Here is a 25,064-nt window from a genome sequence, read left to right as displayed (position 1 = left end):
GTCGCACACTTCATCCCCGCCGGAAACTTCCTGACCGTCAATCGCGAGGACAAGACTCATGACTTCGGACAACCCGCACGATCCTTCACCCGAATCACCAGATCTTCACACTCTGATCCTCGAGGTAGCCGACGACTACGATCACGGCCGAACTTCCCTGCACGCCTTGGTAACCGTCTACGAATCGATCCTCGACAAGTACGAGCACGAACAACACGATCGCCACGAAGACCTACGCTGGGCATGGGGGCAGATCGAAATCATGAACGCTCTACGTCACGATGACCCGAGCCGCGCACCGCAAGACGAGGTCGAAGTGTGCGAAACCATCGATGCGTTCGTGACCACATTCCAGTCGCTGCATTCCACCTGAGCCGTCGCCGATAATGCTGGCGATCAGCAGGTTCGATAGACCGCAGGTACCTCGATGATCCGCAAGATTCAAGCCACAGACGGTGTCTGGCTCAACGAGGAGTGACCTATGGACTGCCGTCGACGATGCTTCCGTTGCCGGGCCTACTCGCCTGCAAGGGAACTCGGGGAATGATCTGCACTGACAGTTGCGGGTGCAGCCTGCAGAATGAGCGCAAGACGTCGACGGTGGACCGACTGGATTGTGTATGCGCGCACTCCGCAGGCTGCTTGCGGAACTGTACCCGGAGATGACTGCGTCTAATCTCTGCTGTTCGCAGTGGCAGTCGGCGGCCGAGCGCAGACGGCGATGCTTTTCGACGTCCTTCGACCGCAGAAAATGAGTAATGCGTGGGTGTTTTCTGTTGGAAGAACCCGCAGTTTGCAACAGCTGACGGCCGGTGGCGGAATCCACGCCGGGTTAGGAAGATACGGGTATGCGGGAAACGCTTCCCCTCACACCCGCTTTCGTATCAGTGTTGAATGTCGTGTCGTCTCAAACGGATCGAATTCAGTGCGCAGCGTCGAAGGCATCGAGTATCTCCGCTTTGACCCGTCCCCGCGGTGCCACGTCGTAGCCGTTCTTGACTGCCCAGTCCCGCACTGCCTGCAACTGCTCTTTCGAGCGACCTGAACCGGCATCCTTCGCCGTCACATCAGCTTTACTGCCGCGGCGTGCCTTTCCGACTTTCTCGGCGACCTTCACGAAAGGCTCGAGGGCGGCGTTGAACTTGTCGACGTTCGTCGGCCGCAGATCGATCAGGTAGTCCGACCCCTGATACGAGAATTGGATGCGTTCGCCGAATCCGTCGTCGATCGGCTTACCGTCGAGATCGTCGATAAGTTGGCGAATCACTCTCTCAGCCATGCAACATCGTCTCCAATTCGATAGGAATCTCTCCAATGACCGGGTAACCCTAGCAACCCTTGTGTCGGCACCGAGACGACCTCGAGACACCGAGAGTTACCCCTGCCCCGCCCCGACAGCACCGCCTGGCCAGGCCGGGAGGCAATAGTGCTTTACTCGACTGATGGGCCGGTCGGTGCGGAGATGGTATCAACGGAGACAGCGGCTGGTAGAACCACAGGGGTCGGGGCAGGTGCAGGTCGAGACGCCTGAGGTTCCCGCCGCGCGCACACAGTTCTACGAGCGTCAAGCCGTAGCGTGGGAGCAGGCGGAAGCCGAGTTCAATTCCCGCACATGGCCCTTCCTGATCGTGGGCGATGTGTCGCAGTGGGCGCGTACCTGGCTCCCAGCCGGCCTTGTAGACGCCTCGCCAGCGGAACTGGAAGCCGCGTACGTACGCGGCGAGATCCCACATATTCCGTTTGCTCCATCTGTTGAGCTTGCCGAAGTGGTGATCGCACAAGCAGTCGAGGACGGCATCGTGCTTCTCCCCACACCGGGACGACTGACGAGCACCTACGTGCATCGAGACCCCACCACCGAGATGGAGACTGCCAGGGGCTACGGACTGAAAGTCGCGGACAGCGCAGTGCTGGAGATCCAATCTGCCGCCGGCGTGATCTGCGAAGGGGAACTGGGCAGTTCGGAGGGTTCCCCGCTGCAGGGCGCGGCCGCGATCGAGCGAATAGTCCACCAAGTCATCGACACCTTCGCCCACGTGCGGCCCTTCCTCCACTACGCCTGGGACAAGGACCACCAACCCAGCAGGCGGCCACGTCAGCAATGAGTGGCCGAGAAGCGTGCCAGTCAATGCCGAACAGCGACAGGTAACTCGACGTCGCAGATGGAGGAAAAGTGGATCTGGAGCATGTTGCGAGATTTGTCGCCGCACCCGAGTTGATTGCACTCGACGACCTCACAATGCCGGACCGCCGACAGCTACCGGAGCACTGGCTGCACGCACTCGCCGGGGACCGTGCATGGCGCGTATCAGAAGTCTTGAAGCGGTGGAACCACTTCGGCCGATCGATCATGTCCGACACCTACACTACGATCACTGCCAGTCTCGCCGACGTCGCCTTGCTCAAATCGCGGGGTGAGTGGTTTCTCCTGTATCGGATGACAGTCGCCGACGGCGAAGGCATGTATTACCTCGGTGGGCGGCCGGTCACCGAGAACGACGACGTCCCGGCAGTGTGGCACCATTTTCCGGCAAGCCTCGCACGGTTCTACACCCACCTTCACAACGGCTGGTACTACATCGCTGGGAAAACCGTCGGGCCTCTGCCACTGCGCGAGATGTTTCGCATCGACGCCTTCGAATGGGGAATCCTGGACGGTCTCTCCCCCGACGAGTACCCCGACTCCTCCCGCTGCGTCGCAACATTCCGCTCCGGCGGCGGCGGATACCTCTGCCTGCACATCGACAGGGAGAAGATCAGAGGGGTGTGGTCGTCAGACGAGCCCCCGTACATCGTTGACTACTCCACCTACCTCGACATCTGGACCAACGTCGGACTCGGCGCATGAAACCACACAACACCCCGCCCAATCTGGGGGCGCCCGACAGGTAACCATGACATAACCCAGACGGTGCTCACCTGACCTCGACGACCTACGCTGGCCGTCGCGCGCTGGAAAATTCTTGAAGAACAAGAACGCTTTCAGTCTTGTGTGATTTCACTCTCGAACTTCACAAAATAATTGCTGAATATTCACAAATGGGCGTTGACTGTCGGTAACGAAACCCCGCGGCCCCTCAACCGGCTGCACCGGGGCGATCGCCGACAGAAGGAGCCCGCACATGCCGCGCGAACCCCATGTCCGCGAAACAGCAGCCACTGCCGGCGGCGGAACGACAATCGGATCGAGTCGCCGTAGCGGAGCCCGGCAGCGCTGCGCCTCCATCACACTCCCCCGCGTCCTCTGAATCCCTCACGGGCACCGACGACATGGCCACCTCACATCCCGGTCGACTGCGCCGCTTCGCAGAACGCATCGCCGAAACAGTCGTGGACTTCGTCGCCGACGTCGTCGGCGGCGTCATCGGATCGTTGTTCCGTTGACAATGAACATGATTGGACTCTGCCGTGGCCGTGCCCCAACTTGTCCTGCTTACCGCCGCCGGCACCGGATTAGTCTCTTTGGCGCTGCAGGTGACGTCGCTGGCTTTCACGGGACACCGGACGCTCACCGGCGCCGCCACCAGTACCGCAGTGCTCGCGCTCACGCTTCTGACGCTCGGCTTACTGATCTGACCACCACGCGAGGGCGCCCAGCGACGCACCGTCTGTGACAAACAGCCGTGCCGCCGACGACTCCGTGATAGCGAGTCCTCCCCCGATCCCCCAGCGAATGGAGAAACAGCCGTGCTGATCATCGCCGGGACGGTGGCTCTGCTCATCTACCTCGTCCGCAAAGGCTCCCGCCAAACGTATCGTCCCTCGATCCCCGATCGGTGGCCCGACCTCCCACCCACGCCTCTGGATCTAGCGCACGTGGGTGATTCGCTCCCTCCCACTTCGCCTCCGAACCATGAGGCCTGTACGACGCCAGTGCCGGTGCCGGACTTCGTCGCAGCCAGGATCCGGGGAGGATCCTTCGAAGGTGGCACGCCCAGCGAAAGAACTTCCCTCTCTTTGGGAAGTGGGGCGTTCCAGGTCTACGACGAGTCGATCTCGGATCGGCTTTCTGACTTGCTATCCCATTACTTCGATCACCCTCGCATGTACTGCTTCGCCCAGGACTGGCATGGCATCCAGTTCTTCATCCTCGACAAGTTGACTCAGAACAAACCTGAAACAATGGTTTACATTTACGATCCCGCCCGAGGTATCGCAGAGGAACTGCTACCGTACGGGCTTCTTCTGCTGAGAATCGCAGATGGAACCATCTTGAACGGCTGCGCACTGGACCGATTTGCCTTCTGGCTGCAGCGGGCCGGTTTGTCCAGCCTGGATGTCGGACAATGCATCACGCCGCGCGTCTTCGTGTTCTTAGGCGGGAACGAAGAGGACTACGACACCGATCCGCGATCCGCCCTGCCCTACGTGTATGCATCCTTGAAGATGAAAAAGAAGCTGAGAGATAGTGGACTCAAAGACGGGGACATCCTCACCGAGGAATTCTTCAACGGTCCCAACTGATTTGGATGAACCCGCGCTCGACGAGGATCTTTGCCGGCACTTCACGTGTTGAAGTCCTCCGCGCGGCCACAGCGTCAAGTCGCCCCACGCTCCGCCCAGAACTATCCTCTCGACATGCATCTGACATTCGCGGCAACATACGACCCTGACGCCGACGCTTCATACATCTATGTGGCCTCCGACCGGGCGACGGAGATGCGGTCCGCCAGCAGCACGTCTACTGCGACGGCTCTGACGGCCAGATCATCCTCGACTACGACAGAGACGGACGGCTCCTCGGTATCGAACTACTCGGAGCATCGTCCCTCCTGCGCGCGTCCGCTCTCTCCACGGTCGAGCAACCGGAGACCGGTCCCTAGATCACTTCGCAGCAGTTTGTCTGGATTGCGTTGATACTCTACGGCACCAACTAATTCACCAACTAATTCGCTACGCAATGTCACCGTCAGCGCTCCTCGCGAACTACGTGATCAGTTCGAATCAATGACAACCGGAGCCTTGTTGCACCACTGCTCGACGGTGTGAGTCGGATAGGCGCACCTACTGCCCCTCGGGAGGCGGCCAAATCGACGTTACGGTTGCCGCCCCGTCGGGCGATCACTCAGGGTGAAGAAATGAACCGGGCTCCGAAGCGAACTCACCGATCTCGTGGCCGAGTCAACCGCACTGCTCGCCGCACCGGTCGGCGTCAACAGCGCATCCACACTGCTCGTCACCACAGGCGACAATCACGAAAGACTACGCAGTGAAACATCGTTTGCTGCCCTGTGCGGATCTCTCCGATCGAGGCGCCCGCAGGAAAGCACACTCGCCACCGCCTCAACCGCGGCGGAGATCGTCATGCCAACAATGCGCTCTGGCGGATCGCGATCATCCACACTAGTAGCGACATGCGATAGCGCACCTACGTCGCACGTCGACCAGTGGAAAGGAAATCGCCGCCGAAGATCCACCGATGCCTCAAACATCACACTGCCCGTGAGATCTACATGTTGCTCGTCGATCCGCCGACAGCTTCGAGCATCGACGGTCTTCGGCCGCTCCGAATCTTCATCACAACAGAAAATGCGGGTCGGCTCGTCACCTATCGACGAGTCGACCCGCATATCAGGTTATTCCGCGCTGAACGAGGGAATCATCATGCTTCCCATCACCGCCAAGCCGCTGACATCTCGAAGCGAACCCAGAGCATTACTCAAGAAGGAAAAAAGCATTAGATACTCACCTCCTTAAGCCGCGAGTAATCGGATCGGAAGGTCATTCCTTCACCCATCCGTCACTCGACAATGCAGTCAGCATCTCGAAGAAGCTGACGTGGATCGCTGACAGTGACCCGGTGAAAAGACCGAAAACATCTTCCAAGGAACCCATTTTCACCCTCCTAAACTATTTGAACGGATTGAACGGGACGTCGAGACCGAAGTCCACAGAGAGCGCAACAGGCATCGTGATGATGGACTTGAAAGCAGTCAGCATCATGGGCAAGAGTGCCGAAACCGAACCCAGATCAGATGAATTCATCTCGCATCCTCCTATTCGCTCGAGATTCCAGTGAGCCCGTCGATGACGACCCCACCGGCATCGATTGACCCGTAGGCGAAATTCAGAATCGCCTGCAAGAACGGAACTAACATTTCCCACTCCTTCGCAACGGACAGTCGCATGTCGCCGGTAAGAATTTCCGTCACCCGAAGGACGGGATCTAGGGCCGAGCGATCACGATGTGGAAGTAACCGTAGACAGCGTTTTAGAACTCGTGCCAGTTTTCGCGATTTATCTCAATTGTTCCGACTTAAGTCGTAGTTTCGGCATCTCAACAAGGGGTGCGTTAGCACTTAAGTTCCACAGAAAACGCTCGACAACGACGCCTATCAGTACCGCGCACAAGCGAGATCCCCAATTTCGTTGCGTTCCATTGTCCACGGGTGCCGAGTTCAGAGGCAAACGAGGATCGACGAACAGTGGTTCGATTTCGACACACAGCTCCCCCACCTCACCGCCCAGTGCCATGGCCAGGTTCTTCGGCAAATGGAGCTGTCCCCGCCACTAAATTATCGCGAAACTCTCTGCACGTTCGTTTGTCGAGTACCTCTCACGAGTCGACACAATCCGCCAGCGGCACTACAACAGTCACCCAGTATCCACACGGTCGATTACCCACGCTCTCCACGAGCATTCGCGAAGACTCCATGGATCACCTACCCCGCTCAGGATTACTCAACCGTCCGGCGCGTGAACGGCAGCATCCGACATGTCCGCGCATCACCCCGCCTCGCCGACCGAAGCCGATGAATGCACCCACCGAACGAGAGAAACCTCGCCGACCGATCGGCGGTATGGCAGCATTCGCCACATGACTAGCGAACGGATCGAAGTACAGCGCACCATCCGTGCCGACCCCGCATCGATCTTCGCGGTCCTCTGCGACCCTCAGGGGCACGTCGCCATCGACGGATCCGGAATGCTGATGGGCGCAGATGGCGAACTCGTGACCGCGACCGGCGACGAATTCGTCGTCCACATGGATCGCGAAGCTCTGGGCGACCTACCCATGGGACAGTACGACGTCACAGTGACGATCAAAACCTTTGTTCCCCAACGCGAAATAACATGGACCATCCTCGGAACTGTCCGGCCTCCAATCGGGCACGTCTACGGATATCGGATCGAGCCGGCCGACGACGGCCACAGTTCCCTCGTGACCTCGTACTACGACTGGTCTGATATCGGCCCCACCTGGCGGCAAGCAGGAATCTTTCCCGTCATCGCCGAAGGATCTCTCAAAGCCACGCTCGGTATCCTTGCACGCACCGTAGCCAGAGGTTATCCGCGCTGACCCCGCCCGAAAGCCCAGCGTCGGGGCCGTGATGCTCCTCTTCCGCGAGCGCGCAGCCACCACCGTGACAATCGCAGCACTGATCGCCGGTGCCGTCGCAACCTCATGGATCTAGCTCAACGGAATCTTCTTCCCCACAACGTCTCCAGTGAGTGCAATGTCCTACGTTGCGCTCACAACCATCACGCCGGCGCTACCGCCTGTTATCTGATGGGGCGCCGAAGCCACGCTGACGCATCCCAGCCGCCACCTCACCTGAACTCGCGACGAGAGGCTGCCAAAGAGTGGTAGACGAACCTCCACTGCAGCCCAACACGCCCGGCTTCCCCGTCACGAGGCACGGGTCCATCAGTTCATGAAGACCACGCCGCCAGACCTACACTAGAATGCCGAGAAGTTTTCTGCGCGTTTACTTTTCGAGCACCGATCACGAATCGACTCGGCCCGCCAGCGACACTACATCAGCCACCCGATATCCACACGGCGAGCGCCTACGATCTCAGGCCTACACGCCCCTCCAGGCATGGGCCCGCACGATCCACCACGCCCGCCCTCACCCCCGCGGGATCGCGTACCGCGGTAAATTTCCCGGTGCACTGTGCGGGGCGCTGCTCGAACAAGCAGCAGACCCTTCCCACCCGTCCGGCGCCATTACTGCCACCGTCCCGTATTGAAATCGCACGCCGAATCGACAGCGCTGCAGTCGCACTGGGGTTTAACGCCGTCTGACCCGGCAGGGTTGATCGCTACAACATTCTTCGACCTCCACGACAGATCACAGATATCCGGAAGTTTCTTTTGCTCCGGAGACGACGCAGAACAACGGCAGCTTTCACGCAGGCGCCAGAAATCGGGCCCGATTCGCGCTACCGTTCTAGGCTATGGGGACCAGCTTCCACGGACCGAACCCGTGGCCACACATCACTCGCGCGATCCGCACGCGAGGCCCACGCTATGCCGCTGTCCCCTATCTCGGACACCTTGCGCCCGAACTACTTCCACTTCGCAGTGGAGACCTTCTGATCGTCAATGCTTCTACCGCGGCGATCCGCGCCCACGCCACTTCACCTGCCGTTCTTGCGCACTACCTCAGCAAGGGCGTTCGCATCCTGTCGTCGTCAACACTGCACGCCAAGGTCATCGTGACGAACCAACGAGCTGTAATCGGCTCGCCGAATGCTTCCGAAAATTCCACATTCACCCATGAAGCGGTCGTCATTTCCGATGACCCCCAAGTGGTTGCCGACAGTCGCGCGTTCATCAACAATATCGACGAAACCACTGCTGTAGACCAAATATTCATCGACAACGCCGCGCGCGAATGGGCGATCGGGCGTGCCGTACCCATACCTGGCATCACTGGCCGAATGCAGAACCTTGACAACGACTTTCCTCTTGCTCCGACCAACCGAGTATTTATCAGGCAAGTCAGCGATCACGAAACCCGTCCCTCCGTGCGCATCGCGCCTGTGAAACAGACTTCAACGAAGCATCTTTCGGTCAATCCGAGCGTGAGATATCGACTCGAAACACTCAGACTCGGAAAACCAAGCAGCATGGCACGTGGGGACGTCGTCATCCGCGTCTCCACGGACAACGAATTGTTATTGCCACCCGCTGTCGTGATATCCAACCAGGATCGAATACCGGATTCCCCCAGTCATTTTCAGTTCTTTCTCCGCGTTCGCAACGACCTGCTACCGCTTCCTGTGGCAGACACCGAGAGGTATCTCGTCGAGTTCGGGCACCCCAGCGCACAACTGTGGTCCGACCACTACGTTCGCTCGCTCAGTCTTCGGGCCGAACTGTTGGCGTTGTGGAACCTTTGAGTCCTGAGAAACGAATGTTGACGGAATGCGAAGCATTCCTTCGAGTGCGCGAACAGCGCACCGTCAATACGTCGATCCGAGCAATGTACTCACGGAAGTCGAACGACGCACGACTCTAATGTTCGAATCCGTGAACGAAATCCTCTGCGCAACTGCGATAAAGAGCATTCCGCGTGACAATATACGCGGATCGACCTCCCCCAACCGAAGTCCCTCACGATTCGCAGGCGAACACGAAGGCGCAAACCCTCCCCGCTGGAAACCTACGTTCGGCAGCTGACAGGTTAAGGTGCCTTTCCGGATCTTTCAGGTGCTCCTCTCGACACGTGACCCGAGCCATCGAGCTCGCAGACGCACCATCGACTGTCCACAGACCCCCGTCTCCATCCATCTCCAGGACACACGGCAGCAGCCTGCGGAAGCGCCGTCCAACACGCGGGTTACAAACCCCTCCCCCGCGTTCAGTCGCACATGAACCTCCCCGGCGTCTGACAGCATGAGAGCCAAGCATCTCCATCCGCTCCCGAAGAATCCAACCCGATTCCGACGCTAGACCCATCATCGAACCGCCGACCGCCAACGCACCCAAACTCCACCTTCAGCGAAGCCGCAGAGGTGGTCCATCAAGCCCCTCCCTGGTCGGGCCGGCGGCGGCCTGTGAGGCGGGCCGCCGCAAAATCCCTCAGAACTCCATGGCAACATCAACCACACGCGACACACCGAACAAGCGCGCCTACCCGTATCAGTTACAGATTGGTTCTAGTCTTTCCTCATGGCACAGCACAACAAGGGACCTCGCGGACACATCGCGACTCGTGCTCCCCTCAAGCAGCACAAGGTGTACGAGGATCGGGCCGCCGAACTCGGAATCCCTGCTGGGGATTACTCCGTGCTCATACTGGCCATCACCCATGGACTGGACATACCGGACTACATCATCGACAAACTGCATCCGGACCAGCTGAGACTGCTTGAGGTCGAGGCCGCTGGATCACTGCGCCGCATCGAGCAGCTTGCGGTCGGCGCATGAACTACCCCTAGACAGCGAACAACCCCCAGGGCTTGGCGGCATCGGGGGCTGTCCGTTTATGCGGTTGTGAGAGCTTCCCAGCTCCCTGACCACCACTAACCCAGTGAAGGAAGAGGCGGTGACCACCACTACCTCGAAAGGAAGAGGCGGTGCTTACTCGATGATATCGCAGAAACGCAATTCCGCCATACTCGCGGACGTATTCGCGGTGTCATTTTTGGCACGTCCAGATCACATTTCGGCTTTCGCGGCGCTCGGATCACACTTCTGCGTCCCGAATGTCCCATCCGAGCAAGCCAGCACCGTACCCATAGTGGTACCGATGTGCGGCCGCCGGATCGAACAGACCTTCCGAACAACCGCGGCCGTGACGCGCGTACAGCGGATCCGCAGACAGGGAGGCCGCCCCTAGCCGACAACGAACGAAGTGCCCCGATACCTAACTAAACAGCGCAGACCTCTTGAAAGCACAAAGGCCCCCGAAGGGGGTGATTGGGAGCGGACCGCATCGCGGCGAAATAAGGACTGGCAGGTCCTTGACGTCGACTGAGAACTGGCAGGTTCTCCGACATCTGTTCTCGAACATTCTCGAGAGGTGAGCTTCGAAAGTTAGCGCTTTCTCTGCTCGTACTGCATCCCCCTGGAAGGGACTTACCTATGGCAGGTATGTCTCAGGGTAGCGCATACCCTGAATACAGCCCAACTCATTCCATATCACCAACCTTCGGCGTGTCGCGCATCGGCGCCCAATCCGCTGTTCCTCAATCGACAGAAGTCGACGAATGGCAAGCGGCAGTCGACGATGCTCTCTCACGTATCGCGCGCCTCGAATCCGCTACACGGCAACTCAACGAGTCCACTTACCAGCGTGGACGCTCTTGGTCCCTACCTGTCGAACCAACGGAACAAGCACGCGTTCCAGTGTGGACATCACGCAGGGAATGGCTCCGCCAATTCCGGCATCACACCACCAGTCCGGCTGGCAAGGCGTTGTGCGCGCGCAACCTGATCAAGCCCGACAAGGCTTACGCAGTGGCACAAGCTCACGCACATTTCGCCGAATCGCACACCGGCCGCGGGGTCTCCGCAGCGAAATCAACGATCGCTGCCCGGGCCAAAGTCAGCGAATCCTCTGTCAATCGCGCCAGGCGAGTGCTCATCGCGCTGGGAATGGGCATCGAACACGTCCGGGGACGGAACCTCAAAACCCTGGAATTTCTGGCTGCTGAAGCCCATCACGGGGGTCAACAGCACCGCGCTGCATCGACATGGTCACTGTCATCCCCTCGAACAATCGTGGCAACGACACCTCACCGCAAACTCACCAAGACGCGACCGTCTCGCGCCTCTGAAAGAGCAACCCGCCTCAGAGCTCACAACTCTCTGAGGCCCGACGTCAATCGCGTCTATCAGCCCCACAGCAGTCGACCAGGGCCGATAGGAACTGACACCCTATCTAGTGTTGGTTCTTTATCTTTTGAAGTTCTTCCGTTAGGAAGAACTCACCAACGCGCGCACGCGCGAGCCCAGCTCACAACAAAAAAACGAAGCACTTCTCGGATCACACCGCGGCCTCTGGCACTTCAGAGGACTGCAGCCGAACTCGTCAACCATGCGCCGGCTCTCAGACCGACCGGACATATCGGCGCGATCTGTGATCTTCTCCGCGATGTCAAGATCGATACGACGCGATGGACAGGACGTGACATCGCACAGACGCTTTCCCGAGACACAGCAGACCGGGGGTGGATCTGGCCAACAAGATCAAGCCTGATCTCACCGTTGGCATACCTCAGACGCAGGCTCGATGGGATCGACTGGACCGGAGAATCGCCCAGTGAACAGCGTAAATCGGCCGACTTGGCGCGAAAGAGGGAACAAGAATTACTTGAAAGCTCACATGTTCAACGTACGAAAATGGCAGCGAACCCGGAGCATCGCGCCAAGATCCTAGCCAGCATTCGGGCACACCTGACATGCAAGCAGCAGCATTGAGGCTTTACTGGCCCCAATCCGGCCAAGCAATACACGTCCGAAAAACACGCCTCACGATGATCGACAAGCGTTGCCGAGAAGTGTGGCGATCCGAGGCACAGCACCCTGATCGCCACAGGTGTAAATACTCATGGCGACGTTGATCGGGACACAAAGAACCCGGAGGACAACATTTTGATCTAATACGCGGAGCTCCACAGCCATTTTCGGAGAACTGACCCCGCCCGAGCCAGTCAATGGCGGGCTGGCGGTCCGCTTCTCTGCGCTTGAAGAACGCCGCGCTGGTACGGGTTCAACATCCGAGAGGGGTTGAAACGACAGCCGTTTCCTCCAATGCAGACGCGCCCGTAGGTATTCGGATCGTCTATCGGTCTATCTCTCCGAGTCATGTACCTGACTGAGCATCGTTATTTGCGCAGGTAAACGGCTTTTTGTGCAGAGAAGCATGGTGCGATCACTGCGTGTGACGCATGCTTTGCGAGGCATCCTGGTCGCGCATGCCATACATGCAATGCGTGCGTTGCAAGGCATGCATTGCATGTATGGCAGCGCTGTTGCGTGAAACGGTGGTCCACCTTGCGTCGTTCGTAGCCGTCGGCACGGCAGCGCCGGCATCGTGCACGGGATACTTGTAGACGGGAAGCTGTCTCCATCCCCTCCCCCACTCGGTCGAGAAGTGCGTGTGTTTCGGCGTTGCGATTCATGCGTCGCTGTATTCGAAATGTGCCCACCCGAAAGTTCTGCTCGCAAAGCGGCGAAATCAAGCCTGACGGAACTGATTCTTCCCACCCCGTCCCCAAGGCCAATTTCGTCACTGTGACGTAAAGTTAGTGCCTGCTCGGACTCGCTTCGGTCATTCCGTCGCGGCCGAACTTCGACTGATCCGGATCTCCACACGTCCCTTCCCTTACACGTCCGGGTTCACACCGCGACCGACCTTTCGCACAGAATTTTCGTTTCACCGCGGGCCCCCGCTGTGTCCTGAAATGATTCCGCAATGTTGTTCGTGAGTTAGATGAGCACCCCGACTGGCAGTCAGTCGGCTGTATCTCTCAATAGAATTGGAACCCCCTCCCCTCGATCAGTGCGGTTGTTCGTCCCACGCATGTCTCAGTTTTGTCACCATCCGTGCGGTTCACGTGAGTCCTTCCTTCTGCCCTGGATGTTCGGACCCCGATGGAATGAAATATGTTCTGGCCTTCAAAGGGGTACAGGGTTCTATTGAAGTGCCCCCGGTGCGAACATCAGAAAGTTTCTGAAGCGGCAGGCTGTCTTGCCCGCCTCGTTGAGGTTGGCGCGTTCCTTCCATCCCCGCAAGGGCGGTGCATTGGCGGATGGCTGGGCAGGACCGCTCGCGACGGTTGAGCAATTTGTTCTGTGCGCACAGCGGAGATTGCTGAACACTATATTTCCGCCTTTAGTCAGTTGGCTGCCCAATAGCGTCCCTTCGACTTCCTTGACAATCTGATCGAGACGGACTGTCACACGTTTCGATTCATGTCTGGAACGCCTCGCTATCGGGTGATCGTGGCAGCCAAGCTGCTCTTGGTCGGTCGACCTTTTGCAACGGTGTGTGACACTCACGGCAGATGTTTTTCGATTCGTTCGATGGCAATGAGTGCATTGACCTGCTATTTTGCGCGTCCACGCAATGCGTGGTCGGCATGCATTGCATGCAGAACTGAAAGATGTGCGGTGCATGCAATGCATGTCCTGCTAGCAGCGCATGGCATGCGTGCAATCCTTGCATACCGCGTCATGCGTGCTCTGCGTGCGCTGCCAGCGTTGTATGGTGTGCATGCAGAGCACCGCGTGCGTGCGGAGGTAGCATCGCTAGCCGTGCGTGCGAAGCACGCCATGCGTTGTATGTGCGCAGTGCTTGGCTAGCGAGGAACGCATTGTGTGCAAAGCATGCGGGGTTTGCTAGCGAGGCATGGATAGCGGGTCGCGCATGACGTGCATGGGTTGCGGTGAACGCGTGACGAGCATTGCACGCGTTGAACGCAAGGGTTGCACTTGATGCGACTCGTGCATGACACGCGCAGAGTGCGAGGCTTGTACGTCACGCATGACATGCGTGTTATGCTACGCGCGCACGTAATGCACAGTGTGCGTGTGTAGCGAGTGAAGCAGACTTAGCGCGCAATGCATGCAGTGCTTGGATTGCCCGTCACGCACAGTCTGCATGCAGCCCACGTGCAGCGTGGATTGCGCACACAGCAAGCAATGCACATATTGCATGCAGCGCGTTGTTTACACGCAATGCACGCCTCGCAAATGTCAACGCCCTCGATGAAAGGTCCGCAATGCAGCCACGCAAAATCGCACTCGGCAACCAGAAGGGTGGCGTAGGCAAGACGGCCTCCACTCTCGGGCTTGCCAGCGCCATCACCGCGGTCGGCGGAAAAGTACTTGTCGTCGACATGGACCAACAGGGCAATACGACCGGCGGCCTCGGCGTCACTCTCGAAGAGGGCATGATGACGGCCTACCACCTCATGAACCAGACCAGAGAAGGCATTGCAGCCGAGGCGATCATTGCCACCCCATGGGATGGCGTCGACCTCATTCCCGCAGACGAAGAGCTCGGCAAAATCGAGTCGGATGGGTCGAATGACCTGGTGTTTCGCCTAGACGTTGCGTTCGAAGGGCTCGACCTTTCTCCTTATGACGCCGTGCTTTTCGACTGCCCTCCCAATATGGGCAAGGTGCTGTTCGCGGTTCTTATTGCAGCAGATGGCGTTGTCGCCATCACTGAACCCACAATCGACAGTGTCGGTGGCGTTCAGAAGCTCGAAGAGACAATCGACACCGTTCGTAAACGGGCGAATCCGAAGCTGGAATTCGACAAGATCGTGATCAGTCGTAAACGGTCTACCGGCGAACATGAGTTCAGAGAGAGCGAGCTACGGGAAACCTACGGCTCACTCGTCGCCAAGACATCGATCCCGGAACTCGCGGCCCGCCAGGACGCGCACTCGAATCGCACTCCGATTCACCAGTTCAAGGGTGGGAAAGCATTGACGCTGCAACTTGCCTACAGTGACTTGCTCGCTGAGTTGCCCATCGTGATCGGAGCCCCGGCATGAGCGTGAAGCGGGAACCTGCCATTCGTAAGACACATCCGGCTGAACTCATCCCGGAACGTCCGCCCAGGGGAGACGCGACCCCCGCGGCACCTGCAGCTACGCCACCAACGCCTTCAGCGGATCTCAGTGCCCGCAAAGATGAGGAGGAGAAGCTGTCGATGACCCACAACACGCGCATCAAACCTTCGACGAAGGATCGCCTTCGGCGTGGCGTCGACAAATTGCGGTACGAGACTGGCGATCGCGAAATCAGCGAGGCATCGATGACCGAGGCTGCGCTGGACGAATACTTGAAGGCCAGGGGACTATAAGAGATTCGCGTGCATGGCATGCACTGCGTGCACGCATGATGGATTGTCTTAATTCTTGATTGTGGAGTTCGGCCCCCGGGCGAGGGCATCTTGTGTTTCGGCTGGAAGACCTAATTAGAGGCGCCTGGCACGACAGCCGAGTAGGCACATGTGGGGGACATTCCAAGGACCTCGATATTGAGAACGGTTCTCGGGTGCGGGCGGGAGGCGAACCGCCGGGGCGGGAAGTCCTTGCTGCGCGCGCAATGCCATGTCCCTCTCATCTGCTGACTGTCCGTTCTGTAGAACTTGGAAGCCTTGGCAGCGCAAAGCCTGGAGCAAATTGCGTGAACAATCCGTTGCAGTCACGCAATTCTCACGCAAAATTGCAGACCACCCCACGTCACTCTGAGATCAACAGGCACGCAGCTGGAACGACATCCCCGACGTGCTTTGAGTGCGACGCAAAAAACATCAGTCGACTCTCGGATATGTCCGCTAGAAATCGCTGTCGACCCTCACCGCACGCAAAACGGACGAAACGCAGGAGTACGACCAGAAGAAATCTTCCGAAACCAGGAGGAGTCCCGCCGGCGGCAACCAGCGGGACTCCAGACCGAGAACACCCCTTTTAGGAAGGAAAACCCGATCATGGGTGATTTTAGTCTGCGCGCAGCGCGGATCCAGCTTGGAGCACTGATCGCCGCACTTCTCATCGCGATTTTGATCGCAATCGGGATCACCGCAGGCGCATTTGTCCTCTCCTTCGCGGTCCAACGGGACCTCGCGCGCCAAGGAACTATCCCCGAAAACCTCGCATGGATCTTTCCCGTCATCGTTGACAGTGCAATCTTCGGTTCCACCGTCGCCATCGTCATTCTGAGCAAACTGAAGATGCATCGACGCGACAAGTACTTCTACGTTGCTGTTGCTGTTGCGGTGGTCGCGATCAGCATCCTCGGGAACGCCTACCATGCGTTCCACTCCGCAACAGTTGCGCAACAGGCCGTTGCGGCAGGTCAGAGCATCGGCTACACGCCTCTCGACCCGGCCGTTGCTGCCATGATCGCGGTCATTCCGCCGGTGCTCGTACTCGCCTTCACGCACGGTCTGGGAATCCTGATCAAAGCAACGGGTATTGCATATTCCGACTACAAGATCGAGATCGACAATGCTGCCGCAGGTGTGGGTACGGTTGGTACGCAAAGCGTCGTCATGCGCAACGAAACAGCCGTAGGAGCCCAGCCTTCTTTAGGCGTCGTAGAAACGCATGACGCGCCGGAAAGCGCTCCGCGCCCGAGCCCCTCCGAACAAACGGGGTCTTCAGTGGACCCGGAGCCGTCGAACGCAGAGGCGGTGGCGCACGCCGAACTCGAATGGTTCATTGCCACATCGGACCTGCCCGACGCTGTCAAGGACACCGCACGACGCAAGCTTGCAGACCCGACTCTCACCTGGGAGCTGATCGCCCAGACGTCCAACCCTCCGGTTGCAACATCGACCTCGTGGCGCCGATACGAAAAGTTCGATACCGCGGCCCGAGCAGCTGGCTTCGACAATCCGCCGCTCATCGACATGCGAGCCTCCGATGTTCACTTCACCGACCAACTCGTCACTACAACGTGAGTAGCGCCGCAACCTGCCAACGCCAAGGTTCCCGAGCGCCAGGAATTGCATCATCATGGAGGGATTGACCACAGCAGAGTGCCCACAGACTGCAGGTAAGGAACCCGCATTGACCGACCCAGACGACCGACACCACTTGATCGTTCCGCCCGAACCGCGCCAGCGACCCCGACAACAGCGAGCGCACGAGACGAAGGCCAAGATCCTCAAGGCAGCTGCACGCTCATTCTCGATCGATGGGTACGCCGCTACCTCCATGAACGACATCGTTGCGGAGGCTGCCTCCACGAAAGGAGCCGTGTACTTCCACTTCGACTCCAAGGAAACGATCGCGCGAGAACTCATCAACCACTGGTTGACCGCGCTCGGCGGAACCCGGCAATCAACCGACGAATCAGCAATACCAGCGATCGAGAAGTTGGCTGTATTCTTCAACGGTTCAGCGGCGCTTATAGCCGACGATGCCCTGGCCCGAGCCGGCCTCAGGCTCACCATGGAAGCAGGTCTCGATACCGCCCAACCCGCGTTCCGTGAGTGGGTGGAACTCGTCAGCCGATTCGTCGATACTGCGATCGCAGACGGACAGCTTCCCGCCTCTGCCGCCCAGCGCCTGGCCGCGAATCTGTGCGCGGGATTTATCGGCGCAGTTCAAGTCATACAGGTGCTCGGCGACTCTGGAGATTTCACTTCACGCATTGACGACTTAGTGAACGCGTATTTGATTTCAGATGCGTAGTCCGCGCGCTGGCGAGGTCGTGAGTAGGGGAGAGGAACTGGACTCCTCGCGGTGACGTCGCCAACCGTGTGCACGGTGTACTGCTAATTCCTCGACGGTAGCGAGGCAGTTGCGTCGTCGAGAGGAGTGACAAAGTGCCTGACATCGAGAGCCGAATCCCCGGAGTGCTTTGTCTCATAGCGAATATTTCAGCGATCCGAGCCGTACCGATGTGGAGACGTCACCAGCGATGGGACCGTCACTGAGACTGAAGAACACCAGATAGAGATCGACCGATGAAGACAGCGGAAACCGTGTGCGTGGCAAGGTGTGCCGCGTCGGGCCGCTGAGTACTTCATCGGCCCTTGCCTCCCGTTGAAATGATCGGTTGCAGAACTCGCACGCGATGGTGGTACCAAATCGAATCCCACTTCGGTACCATCAGTATATGAGCACGCAGATCGCGGTACGACTACCGGACGAGATCGTGGAATTTCTCGACGACGAAGTCAGGGAACATCGCGCCGCCTCGCGAGCCTCTCTAGTGTTGCGCGCTCTCGAACGGGAGCGTCGCCGTCAGATAGCTGCACGAGACGCGGAGATCCTCTCGGCCGCAACATCCGAACATGATCTGAGCCCCCTCGCTCACCACGCTGTGAATCGACTGCCAACAGGCTCGACCTGATGCGACCAATTCATGAAGCCAACCTCGACTCAGTTCGGCCGGTCCTCGTACTCACCCGAGAGATGGTCCGTCCACACCTCGGGACCGTCACGGTAGCGCCCATCACCGGCGAGATCCGAGGACTGTCCACTGAGGTGTCCGTCAGCGCCGCTAACGGACTATCCGCCGACGCCGTGGTCAGTTGCGACCACATCACGACCATTCCCGTCAGTGCACTCGGCAACATCATCGGTTATCTTCTTCCAGCGCAAGAGGAATCACTGTCCATAGCCGTGCGCGCCGCCTTCGATCTCGAATGATGACGACAGTGAACGGAAAGGATGAAACATGGCGCTGAAGAAAGGGGAGCAGTTCACGCTATTCGAGCTCGAGCCACCCGAATCCGCTACTCGTCCGGACGAAGTTCCCGAACCCGATCAGCCTTCTCTGTTCGACGTTGACGACACCGCTCGTCTCGAAACGGATTCCGGGGTTGCGGAGCACCCCCGGACCGACGACATCGTCGCCCCTCCGGATGAGCGCTCCAACGAAATGGAAACGGAACCCACCCAGGCGTCAGAACTCGACGCAACTGAACCGGCCGCCCTTCCTCCCGCCAGCGAGTCAGCAGACGGCCACGCCGTCATTGTCACAGCAGCCGGCACCTACACACCATCCGGCCACACACTCACCGGCCCAGTCGATTCCATCGAAAAACTCGACAAACTCATCAGATGGGCAACGCTCACCCCGCTGGGCGCACCGGCACAGATCTGGATAGTCGGAATCGAAGCCTGCGAAATGCTCGGATGGATCATCGACCCAGGCAGCGAAGACGATGTCGACGACATGGAAATCCTCCGCACCCGCGCTGCCGAAGAACTCACCGCGATCCTCCACGCCACGCTGACCCCCATGCTGACCGCAGGATGGGAACTCCGCGGAGAACCCGGCCACGTCGTTCACCTCTCCCGCACCACCGGGAACTTCACATCCATGGTCGACATTTTCATCGAACCCTACGTGTGGACCTACTGGAACAAAGACTTCGGATGGGGCAATCGCGTGGGGGACATGGGGATCCTCGGATCACCCACCGCCGGAACCTACCTCCCCGACGACGACCTCCCCGCTGCGCAGGAACTGGGACGCCGACTCGCCTGGTGCGCACAACACCTCGGCGTGCTACCCGGCCCCACCCCCGCACGCACCGGCGCCGCCATCGTCGACAAGATCAAACGCGACCGCACCCGCAGCGGTAGAGGAATCGTCGTCACTGTCGGTGGACCGGTCCCACCGCTGGACGGCGAACCCCGCGGAGATCTCGAACCTGCCGCCGGATGGACCCGCATCCCGGACCTCGAAGAACTTTCCGACGCAACACAACTGGTATCGATAGACCAACGAGCTGCGTACCTCGCTTCCGCTGGCATGCTCGAATTCGGCTACGGAAAACTTCGACATCTTCGCGGCGAGAATGCGCTCGACGCTGCGCGGCAATCGAAAACCCCGTTCGGACTCTGGCGTGTAACCCTCCCACCGGGTGACATGCTGGCGCTCCCACCCGCTCTACCGATGCCTCACCCACACATGCTCGCCGACCAACCTGTGCAGACCTGGATCACCACCGTCAGCCTCGATGCACTTCAAACGTCCATCGCCGATGGCGGAATCGGCGCAGAACTCGACGACCTCGACATCGCAGAAGCGTGGGTCTACCCCGAACAGGGTCGAGCCCTCGACAAGTGGGCGAAAATCTTGAGAGAGGCCCGCAAAGTTGCCGTCGACACAGGCGACACAGCAATGAAACGGTTCATCGGCGCCTGCTACAAGGGTTACATCGGCCGAATGGTCAACCCCGACATGTGGACCGCCAAACAAATGCAACACCACCACCAACCGCTCTGGCGAGCAGCGATCATCGCACACTGCCGCTGGCGAGGCCGCCGCGTCGCGATGCGCATCGCACGCGAAACCGGGCGTTGGCCACTGCGCACCGTCACCGACTCCTGGGTCTACCCCCTGCCCCCGGGCATCGACATCGCAGACAACAGTGACGCACTCGGGAAAATGACTCTGGAAAAGAGCGCCCCGCTCACCGAAAACATAACCGTCATGCTGACCGACGCACGCGACACCCACGAGATCAACCTCGCACTCAAAGCTGCGTTCACCGACGAAGATGAAGGAAACATATAGTGGCCCTGCATCTTCCGAAACCACGATCAACCAAACCCGCACAAAAGACCGTCGGCTTGGACGGACTCAACGTATCCGTCTCGACAGCAGCAACAAGCGGTATCGAAAAATCGAAATCGGTCAAAAGTGGGGGATTAGCCGGACTCACCAGCAAAGTCTCCGTACGCCAGATCCGTACCGAAATCGGCAAAGAAGGCCTACGGCAAGCAGCTGTCGACGCCGGAAGAAAGCCCCCCTCGGACCGAACACTGCGCCGCTGGGCGCAGCAAGGACGAATCCCGCACCCCGACGTCACCGAACGCGCACAACGGCGAGCCGCCATCGAACGCCTCGGCGGAATCGACGCTGTCGCAAAGAAAATCGGCCGTTCACGATCAGCGGTCTCTCGCTACCGTTCCGGCGAAACGAACGAACTGCGCGCTGACGCGAAAAAGAAACTCAAAAACGTCAAAGCACGCGACATCATGGACCGCGCCGGCGTCCTACGACCCGACGGACAACCCAAAAAGGCCACCATCCGAGTCCGCGGGGGAGTGTCCGTCCGCAACGGTTCCGAAGAAGGCTACGACTATCGAGTGCGTACCCTCGACTTCGCGAACTCCGACAGCCCCTTCAGTCTCGACGAAACACGAGAACTCGCCATGGCTTTGGCCAACGACGATCATGCCCGAGTGGTTGCCATCCTCGAACGTCACGCCACGATGGATTACCCGGAAAACAAGGGATTCGACCAGTACGGCGACACTTTCGGATTTCACTTCGATTCCATCGAATCCGTCCACATCGACTGGACATAGAACTCCCCCTGCTCCTCGACGCACCGGGCGGGACCAGGCATCGCGTTCGCAGACCCTCGTGCGAAACGCCGGTAGCGATCTCGGCACCAGAGGATATGTCGGCCAGGTTCGAAAATCGAATGGCGCCTCTCAGCCGGAGTTGTCAGGTTTGACGGGCAATTGGGAGTCGAGTTCGGAGACAGTGGCTTCCACAGCTGCCGCGATCTCGTCGTCGGTAGGGACGAGATCGCGAACCTGGGAGGGGAGAGTCTCATAGGTGTAGTCGGCTACGGCGAGGGGTGCAGTTGTCCCGGCAAGTGAATACCGGACGACGTTGTCGTTGCGGCCGGCGCAGAGCAAGATTCCCACAGTCGGGGCGTGGATGTCCTTGTTGCGGAGGTTGTCGTCGATCCACGAAACATAGAAGCCGAGCTTCCCGACATACTCCGGCTCAAACCTGCCTACCTTCAACTCGACGACGACGAACCTCGCTTGCACCCAGTTGAAGAACAGCAAGTCGATATAGAAATCCTGATCACCGACCTCGAAATGGTACTGGCGTCCAACAAAAGCGAACCCGTGTCCCAGTTCGAGGAGGAACTGCTCCAGCCGACGCATCAGCGCGGACTCCAGCTCCCGCTCCGCGACACGTTCGGTGATGTCGAGAAAATCGAAGACGTACGGGTCACGCACCAATTGCTGAGCGAGATCGGAATCCTCAGCCGGAAGATGGTCCTGAAAATTCGACGGTGCCGCACCGATCCTGCGCCGTAAACCGCTGTTGATCTGATTTTGCAGCACATTGCGCGACCACCCGTGTTCAGCAGCCGTTGATGCATACCAGTCGCGGTCGGACTGGTTATCCAGCTTGTCGAGCAATACCGTCACATGACCCCACGGCAATTGGCCAACAGGTTGTTGGCCAATTGCATCGCGCCCCCAGATGCTCGCCATCTGCCGCATGTACTTCAGATTGGTCCGCGACAACCCACGCATGTCGGGAAAGGCCGATCGAAGATCGACGGCGAGCCTGTCGATCACCTTTGAACCCCAGCCCTCGGCCTCTTGACGCTGCACAATCGCGTGCCCTATGTCCCAATACAGACTGAGCAGTTCGGTGTTGACGATTCGGGTGGCGCGAACTCGCGCTTGCCGAACTTGCGACTTGAGATGGTCGAGAAGCTGGGCGTAGTCGGCGGGCAGTTCGGCTGGAGCATTCACCCATCCATCTTTACCCAGCGCTGCTGGGAACGCCCACCGGACATGCCCCCACTGGACACCTCAGCCCGCAGGAACGGCGACTCGGGCATGCGCGCTAGACGCAGGATCACCCGGCCCTCGCACAGCTCAGTTCTTCACAGGGCGCATTGATCGGAGTGAATACGTCCAGCACCATAGCGGCCCTCACCTGAAATCGGGCGCGTCAGGCCTGTCCGCGCGCGGACAGGTACATCGTGTTTGCTGGTAGAGAAAGGTTCTCATGCCGTTCCTAGGTTCGACCATCCACCGTCCGGTATGCATGCTGATGACGGCAACAGTCGTCGCAGCCTCCATCGCTTTGATGTCGCCGGGCATCGCGTCCGCCCAATCAAACGGATGCTCGAAGACTTTCAACCTGTTCATCCCCGGAACCTGGGAAACCGCAGAAGACGCCGATCCCTCGATCCCGGTCGGTATGCTAAAACCGATCGCCCACAGCATCGCGGACACGAACGGTAGCGCGGCACAGGTCCACACTCTGCCGTACATGGCCCGAGCCTTCGACAACGGAAAAACCTACGCAGACAGCAAATCTGATGGTTTGACGAGGGCGAAGGACGTGATCGCCGAGATCGCAACGAAATGCTCCGACACCAAATTCACCATCACCGGCTATTCCCAGGGCGCGGACATCGCAGGTGATCTTGCCTCTGAAATCGGCAACGGCTCCGGCCCCATCAAGGCAGAGCAAGTCCTCGCGGTCGGGCTTCTCGCCGATCCCGGTTCCGGAACGAACGGCGAAGCAGTCATCGGCCCGAAGCCGTCAGGAAAGGGGATCGCCGATCCGCGGCCGCAGGGCATGGGGAAGCTCTCGGGCCGGGTCGCGTCGATCTGCGATCCGAAAGACCTCTACTGCTCGATCCAAAAAGGTTCGAGCCCGCTGCTCGGATCGCTGGGTTCAGTGCTCACCAAAGCTCCGAGTGCTGGAGTTGACGGCCAGGTAGGCGACAATTCACACCTGGCCACCGCGCTGGCGTCGGATTTCTCCCAAGCCGACCTTCCCAGCCTCGCCACAGCCACTGGCAATCTGACCAGTGAACTCTCGAAGACGGACGGCACAGTCGACCTCCAGAAGGTCGCCTCCAGCGCGAGAACGCTGGCGAACACCATCAGTCCGCTCGCGGAACTACTCGGCTCCGGTGCCGCCAATCCTGCGGCGAACGGGCAGCTCGCTGCAGCTCCCGCCGGAACAGCCGAAAATAATGCCGGCCACGTTCTAGACAAGGCCGGAGAATCTGATCTCAGCAGTGCGCTCTCGACAGTGACCGCGATCGCCGACACCGCGAGCACGCTCGCCAGCAAGGGCTCCACGACGCTGCCAGCTTCATCTCCGGACCTGACCTCCCTGTCGACCGCTGCTGGCACCCTCGACCGCCAGATCGCCCCACTCGCCACGACACCGAGTGACGTCCTCGGATCTGCCTCCGGAGTCCTCTCCTTACTCAAACCCACAGTGGTCGTCAACCAAGTCCTGGGCGTCGCCACCGGCTTCACCTCCCTGGATATGCCTGCGATCCTGGCGAACCTGAACCTTCTTCCGCAGAAGGTCGCAGCGCTCGACGCCCACGGTGCCCACAAGGTCGCAGGGGATCTGAACAACCAGTTCTACCCATTGGTGAAGATGGCCGCCGGCGTCGATCTGAAATGGGTCTCACAGGTCCTGTCGGCAATCCCGGATCCGTCCGGCTACTCACAGGTCGCCGCGCTCGTCGCGTCGATCCTGGGAGGAGTCGACATCATCAACCTGGCAAACCTCGTCGGCCGTGTGCAGGAAACCGCTTGGGCCGCAGTCGAGAAGCTGCTCCCACCGCCAGGACAGCTCCCCGACCCGCTCGGGGCCGGAGCCACCATGACCGGCCTCGTCCCAGTCGGACTCGAACTCGCCACGGTCGCGGTCAACATGCTCGCCGGCAAAGCTACGAAGACTGATCCGACATTGCTCGGCAAGCAGGCCTCGACGGCCGCGACCACCGATTCCGCTCAGACACAGAATCTGGAACTCTCAGCACTGGCTAATTCGTTGACCGCCATGGCCAGTGCACAAGGCGCCAACGACCTTGCATCCTTAATAGGGGAGGGGCTCGACGCAGCGTCCTTCTTCGCCTCCGGGGCACACCAGAACTACAACTCTCTCGTCGTCGACAACGCTGGCCGCAACGCGATCCAGTGGATCTCGGACTGGCTCAATCTGCAGATCGGACGCGCAGCATGAGCCGGTAACCCGCCCTCACTCCGACATTTCGAAGAAAAAAATCTAACGATCGACCCCTCCTGGAGGGGCGGGGCGGGCC

Annotated in this window: 24 protein-coding genes; 20 read left to right on the top strand and 4 right to left on the bottom strand. The window is 59.3% G+C overall.

The features are described from left to right. Positions 1 to 58 precede the first annotated feature (58 nt). The gene (locus ABIE52_RS01770) at positions 59 to 373 is read left to right on the top strand and encodes a hypothetical protein (protein WP_192713011.1); all 315 of its coding nucleotides are present in this window, start codon (positions 59 to 61) and stop codon (positions 371 to 373) included. Between the two features lie 549 nt (positions 374 to 922). On the opposite strand, the gene ABIE52_RS01765 is transcribed toward ABIE52_RS01770, so the two are convergent. Further along, positions 923 to 1,279: a histone-like nucleoid-structuring protein Lsr2 gene (locus tag ABIE52_RS01765; RefSeq protein ID WP_069147207.1), complete on the bottom strand. Its 357-nt coding sequence runs from the start codon at positions 1,277 to 1,279 to the stop codon at positions 923 to 925. A gap of 232 nt (positions 1,280 to 1,511) precedes the next feature. Here ABIE52_RS01765 and ABIE52_RS01760 point away from each other — a divergent pair, with 232 nt between their 5' ends. The 7 genes from ABIE52_RS01760 (at position 1,512) to ABIE52_RS01730 (ending at position 5,363) form a co-directional block, all read left to right on the top strand. Next, positions 1,512 to 2,105, top strand: coding sequence for a hypothetical protein (locus ABIE52_RS01760; protein ID WP_192713012.1), 594 nt, complete (start codon positions 1,512 to 1,514; stop codon positions 2,103 to 2,105). A 68-nt stretch (positions 2,106 to 2,173) separates the two neighbouring features. Beyond that, positions 2,174 to 2,848 (top strand): hypothetical protein, encoded by a 675-nt coding sequence (locus tag ABIE52_RS01755; protein ID WP_192713013.1) that lies wholly within the window; start codon positions 2,174 to 2,176, stop codon positions 2,846 to 2,848. A gap of 274 nt (positions 2,849 to 3,122) precedes the next feature. Beyond that, the gene (locus ABIE52_RS01750) at positions 3,123 to 3,248 is read left to right on the top strand and encodes a hypothetical protein (protein WP_354541410.1); all 126 of its coding nucleotides are present in this window, start codon (positions 3,123 to 3,125) and stop codon (positions 3,246 to 3,248) included. Between the two features lie 160 nt (positions 3,249 to 3,408). Beyond that, on the top strand, positions 3,409 to 3,576 hold the full coding sequence (locus tag ABIE52_RS01745) for a hypothetical protein (RefSeq protein ID WP_192713014.1): 168 nt from the start codon (positions 3,409 to 3,411) through the stop codon (positions 3,574 to 3,576). A 111-nt stretch (positions 3,577 to 3,687) separates the two neighbouring features. Continuing rightward, positions 3,688 to 4,464 carry a hypothetical protein gene (locus ABIE52_RS01740; RefSeq protein WP_192713015.1) on the top strand — a complete coding sequence of 259 codons (777 nt, stop codon included), beginning with the start codon at positions 3,688 to 3,690 and terminating at the stop codon, positions 4,462 to 4,464. A gap of 161 nt (positions 4,465 to 4,625) precedes the next feature. Next, positions 4,626 to 4,823: a DUF2283 domain-containing protein gene (locus ABIE52_RS01735; RefSeq protein WP_354541451.1), complete on the top strand. Its 198-nt coding sequence runs from the start codon at positions 4,626 to 4,628 to the stop codon at positions 4,821 to 4,823. A 408-nt stretch (positions 4,824 to 5,231) separates the two neighbouring features. Next, entirely contained in the window at positions 5,232 to 5,363 is a 132-nt protein-coding gene (locus ABIE52_RS01730) for a transposase (protein ID WP_354541409.1), read from the top strand. A 487-nt stretch (positions 5,364 to 5,850) separates the two neighbouring features. Here the strand turns inward: ABIE52_RS01730 and ABIE52_RS01725 are convergent, their stop codons facing one another. After that, positions 5,851 to 5,985, bottom strand: coding sequence for a hypothetical protein (locus ABIE52_RS01725; RefSeq protein WP_256065141.1), 135 nt, complete (start codon positions 5,983 to 5,985; stop codon positions 5,851 to 5,853). Positions 5,986 to 5,996: 11 nt separating this feature from the next. Continuing rightward, a complete protein-coding gene (locus tag ABIE52_RS01720) occupies positions 5,997 to 6,152 on the bottom strand; it encodes a hypothetical protein (RefSeq protein ID WP_192713016.1) in 156 nt (51 codons plus the stop codon). Positions 6,153 to 6,817: 665 nt separating this feature from the next. Here ABIE52_RS01720 and ABIE52_RS01715 point away from each other — a divergent pair. From ABIE52_RS01715 to ABIE52_RS01665, 11 genes are all read left to right on the top strand, one after another. Continuing rightward, on the top strand, positions 6,818 to 7,300 hold the full coding sequence (locus ABIE52_RS01715) for an SRPBCC family protein (protein WP_192713017.1): 483 nt from the start codon (positions 6,818 to 6,820) through the stop codon (positions 7,298 to 7,300). A gap of 881 nt (positions 7,301 to 8,181) precedes the next feature. Beyond that, positions 8,182 to 9,129 carry a phospholipase D family protein gene (locus ABIE52_RS01710; RefSeq protein WP_192713019.1) on the top strand — a complete coding sequence of 316 codons (948 nt, stop codon included), beginning with the start codon at positions 8,182 to 8,184 and terminating at the stop codon, positions 9,127 to 9,129. A 772-nt stretch (positions 9,130 to 9,901) separates the two neighbouring features. Then, positions 9,902 to 10,159: a hypothetical protein gene (locus tag ABIE52_RS01705; RefSeq protein WP_007733695.1), complete on the top strand. Its 258-nt coding sequence runs from the start codon at positions 9,902 to 9,904 to the stop codon at positions 10,157 to 10,159. Positions 10,160 to 14,460: 4,301 nt separating this feature from the next. After that, positions 14,461 to 15,243 carry a ParA family protein gene (locus ABIE52_RS01700; RefSeq protein WP_007733691.1) on the top strand — a complete coding sequence of 261 codons (783 nt, stop codon included), beginning with the start codon at positions 14,461 to 14,463 and terminating at the stop codon, positions 15,241 to 15,243. Positions 15,244 to 15,401: 158 nt separating this feature from the next. After that, the gene (locus tag ABIE52_RS01695; protein ID WP_007733689.1) at positions 15,402 to 15,554 is read left to right on the top strand and encodes a hypothetical protein; all 153 of its coding nucleotides are present in this window, start codon (positions 15,402 to 15,404) and stop codon (positions 15,552 to 15,554) included. A 630-nt stretch (positions 15,555 to 16,184) separates the two neighbouring features. Then, positions 16,185 to 17,159 (top strand): DUF2637 domain-containing protein, encoded by a 975-nt coding sequence (locus ABIE52_RS01690; RefSeq protein ID WP_019749524.1) that lies wholly within the window; start codon positions 16,185 to 16,187, stop codon positions 17,157 to 17,159. A 109-nt stretch (positions 17,160 to 17,268) separates the two neighbouring features. After that, positions 17,269 to 17,895: a TetR family transcriptional regulator gene (locus ABIE52_RS01685; RefSeq protein ID WP_241896179.1), complete on the top strand. Its 627-nt coding sequence runs from the start codon at positions 17,269 to 17,271 to the stop codon at positions 17,893 to 17,895. A gap of 427 nt (positions 17,896 to 18,322) precedes the next feature. Further along, positions 18,323 to 18,559 carry a YlcI/YnfO family protein gene (locus ABIE52_RS01680; protein WP_019749526.1) on the top strand — a complete coding sequence of 79 codons (237 nt, stop codon included), beginning with the start codon at positions 18,323 to 18,325 and terminating at the stop codon, positions 18,557 to 18,559. Then, positions 18,559 to 18,858: a type II toxin-antitoxin system PemK/MazF family toxin gene (locus ABIE52_RS01675; protein WP_019749527.1), complete on the top strand. Its 300-nt coding sequence runs from the start codon at positions 18,559 to 18,561 to the stop codon at positions 18,856 to 18,858. Before ABIE52_RS01680 ends, ABIE52_RS01675 begins: the two co-directional genes overlap by 1 nt. A 28-nt stretch (positions 18,859 to 18,886) precedes the next feature. Beyond that, positions 18,887 to 20,737: a hypothetical protein gene (locus ABIE52_RS01670; protein ID WP_192713020.1), complete on the top strand. Its 1,851-nt coding sequence runs from the start codon at positions 18,887 to 18,889 to the stop codon at positions 20,735 to 20,737. After that, positions 20,737 to 21,534 carry a hypothetical protein gene (locus ABIE52_RS01665; RefSeq protein WP_007733683.1) on the top strand — a complete coding sequence of 266 codons (798 nt, stop codon included), beginning with the start codon at positions 20,737 to 20,739 and terminating at the stop codon, positions 21,532 to 21,534. Before ABIE52_RS01670 ends, ABIE52_RS01665 begins: the two co-directional genes overlap by 1 nt. 129 nt (positions 21,535 to 21,663) lie before the next feature. On the opposite strand, the gene ABIE52_RS01660 is transcribed toward ABIE52_RS01665, so the two are convergent. Then, the gene (locus ABIE52_RS01660; RefSeq protein ID WP_003941261.1) at positions 21,664 to 22,734 is read right to left on the bottom strand and encodes a PDDEXK nuclease domain-containing protein; all 1,071 of its coding nucleotides are present in this window, start codon (positions 22,732 to 22,734) and stop codon (positions 21,664 to 21,666) included. Between the two features lie 298 nt (positions 22,735 to 23,032). Between ABIE52_RS01660 and ABIE52_RS01655 the strand changes: the two genes are divergently transcribed. Further along, the gene (locus tag ABIE52_RS01655) at positions 23,033 to 24,985 is read left to right on the top strand and encodes a cutinase family protein (RefSeq protein WP_354541450.1); all 1,953 of its coding nucleotides are present in this window, start codon (positions 23,033 to 23,035) and stop codon (positions 24,983 to 24,985) included. Positions 24,986 to 25,064 lie beyond the last annotated feature (79 nt).

Source organism: Rhodococcus sp. OAS809 (assembly GCF_040546695.1).
Classification (GTDB): Bacteria; Actinomycetota; Actinomycetes; order Mycobacteriales; family Mycobacteriaceae; genus Rhodococcus_F; species Rhodococcus_F qingshengii.
The sequence above is the reverse complement of the archived record's forward strand: the minus strand, read 5'-3'. Positions and strand labels throughout refer to the sequence as shown.

What these genes read in the sequence shown, in the direction of transcription:
- ABIE52_RS01770 (WP_192713011.1), top strand. Translation starts at nt 59, where the DNA reads ATGACTTCGGACAACCCGCACGATCCTTCACCCGAATCACCAGATCTT.
- ABIE52_RS01765 (WP_069147207.1), bottom strand. Translation starts at nt 1,279, where the DNA reads ATGGCTGAGAGAGTGATTCGCCAACTTATCGACGATCTCGACGGTAAG.
- ABIE52_RS01750 (WP_354541410.1), top strand. Translation starts at nt 3,123, where the DNA reads ATGCCGCGCGAACCCCATGTCCGCGAAACAGCAGCCACTGCCGGCGGC.
- ABIE52_RS01725 (WP_256065141.1), bottom strand. Translation starts at nt 5,985, where the DNA reads ATGAATTCATCTGATCTGGGTTCGGTTTCGGCACTCTTGCCCATGATG.
- ABIE52_RS01715 (WP_192713017.1), top strand. Translation starts at nt 6,818, where the DNA reads ATGACTAGCGAACGGATCGAAGTACAGCGCACCATCCGTGCCGACCCC.
- ABIE52_RS01710 (WP_192713019.1), top strand. Translation starts at nt 8,182, where the DNA reads ATGGGGACCAGCTTCCACGGACCGAACCCGTGGCCACACATCACTCGC.
- ABIE52_RS01705 (WP_007733695.1), top strand. Translation starts at nt 9,902, where the DNA reads ATGGCACAGCACAACAAGGGACCTCGCGGACACATCGCGACTCGTGCT.
- ABIE52_RS01700 (WP_007733691.1), top strand. Translation starts at nt 14,461, where the DNA reads ATGCAGCCACGCAAAATCGCACTCGGCAACCAGAAGGGTGGCGTAGGC.
- ABIE52_RS01695 (WP_007733689.1), top strand. Translation starts at nt 15,402, where the DNA reads ATGACCCACAACACGCGCATCAAACCTTCGACGAAGGATCGCCTTCGG.
- ABIE52_RS01690 (WP_019749524.1), top strand. Translation starts at nt 16,185, where the DNA reads ATGGGTGATTTTAGTCTGCGCGCAGCGCGGATCCAGCTTGGAGCACTG.
- ABIE52_RS01680 (WP_019749526.1), top strand. Translation starts at nt 18,323, where the DNA reads ATGAGCACGCAGATCGCGGTACGACTACCGGACGAGATCGTGGAATTT.
- ABIE52_RS01675 (WP_019749527.1), top strand. Translation starts at nt 18,559, where the DNA reads ATGCGACCAATTCATGAAGCCAACCTCGACTCAGTTCGGCCGGTCCTC.
- ABIE52_RS01670 (WP_192713020.1), top strand. Translation starts at nt 18,887, where the DNA reads ATGGCGCTGAAGAAAGGGGAGCAGTTCACGCTATTCGAGCTCGAGCCA.
- ABIE52_RS01655 (WP_354541450.1), top strand. Translation starts at nt 23,033, where the DNA reads ATGCTGATGACGGCAACAGTCGTCGCAGCCTCCATCGCTTTGATGTCG.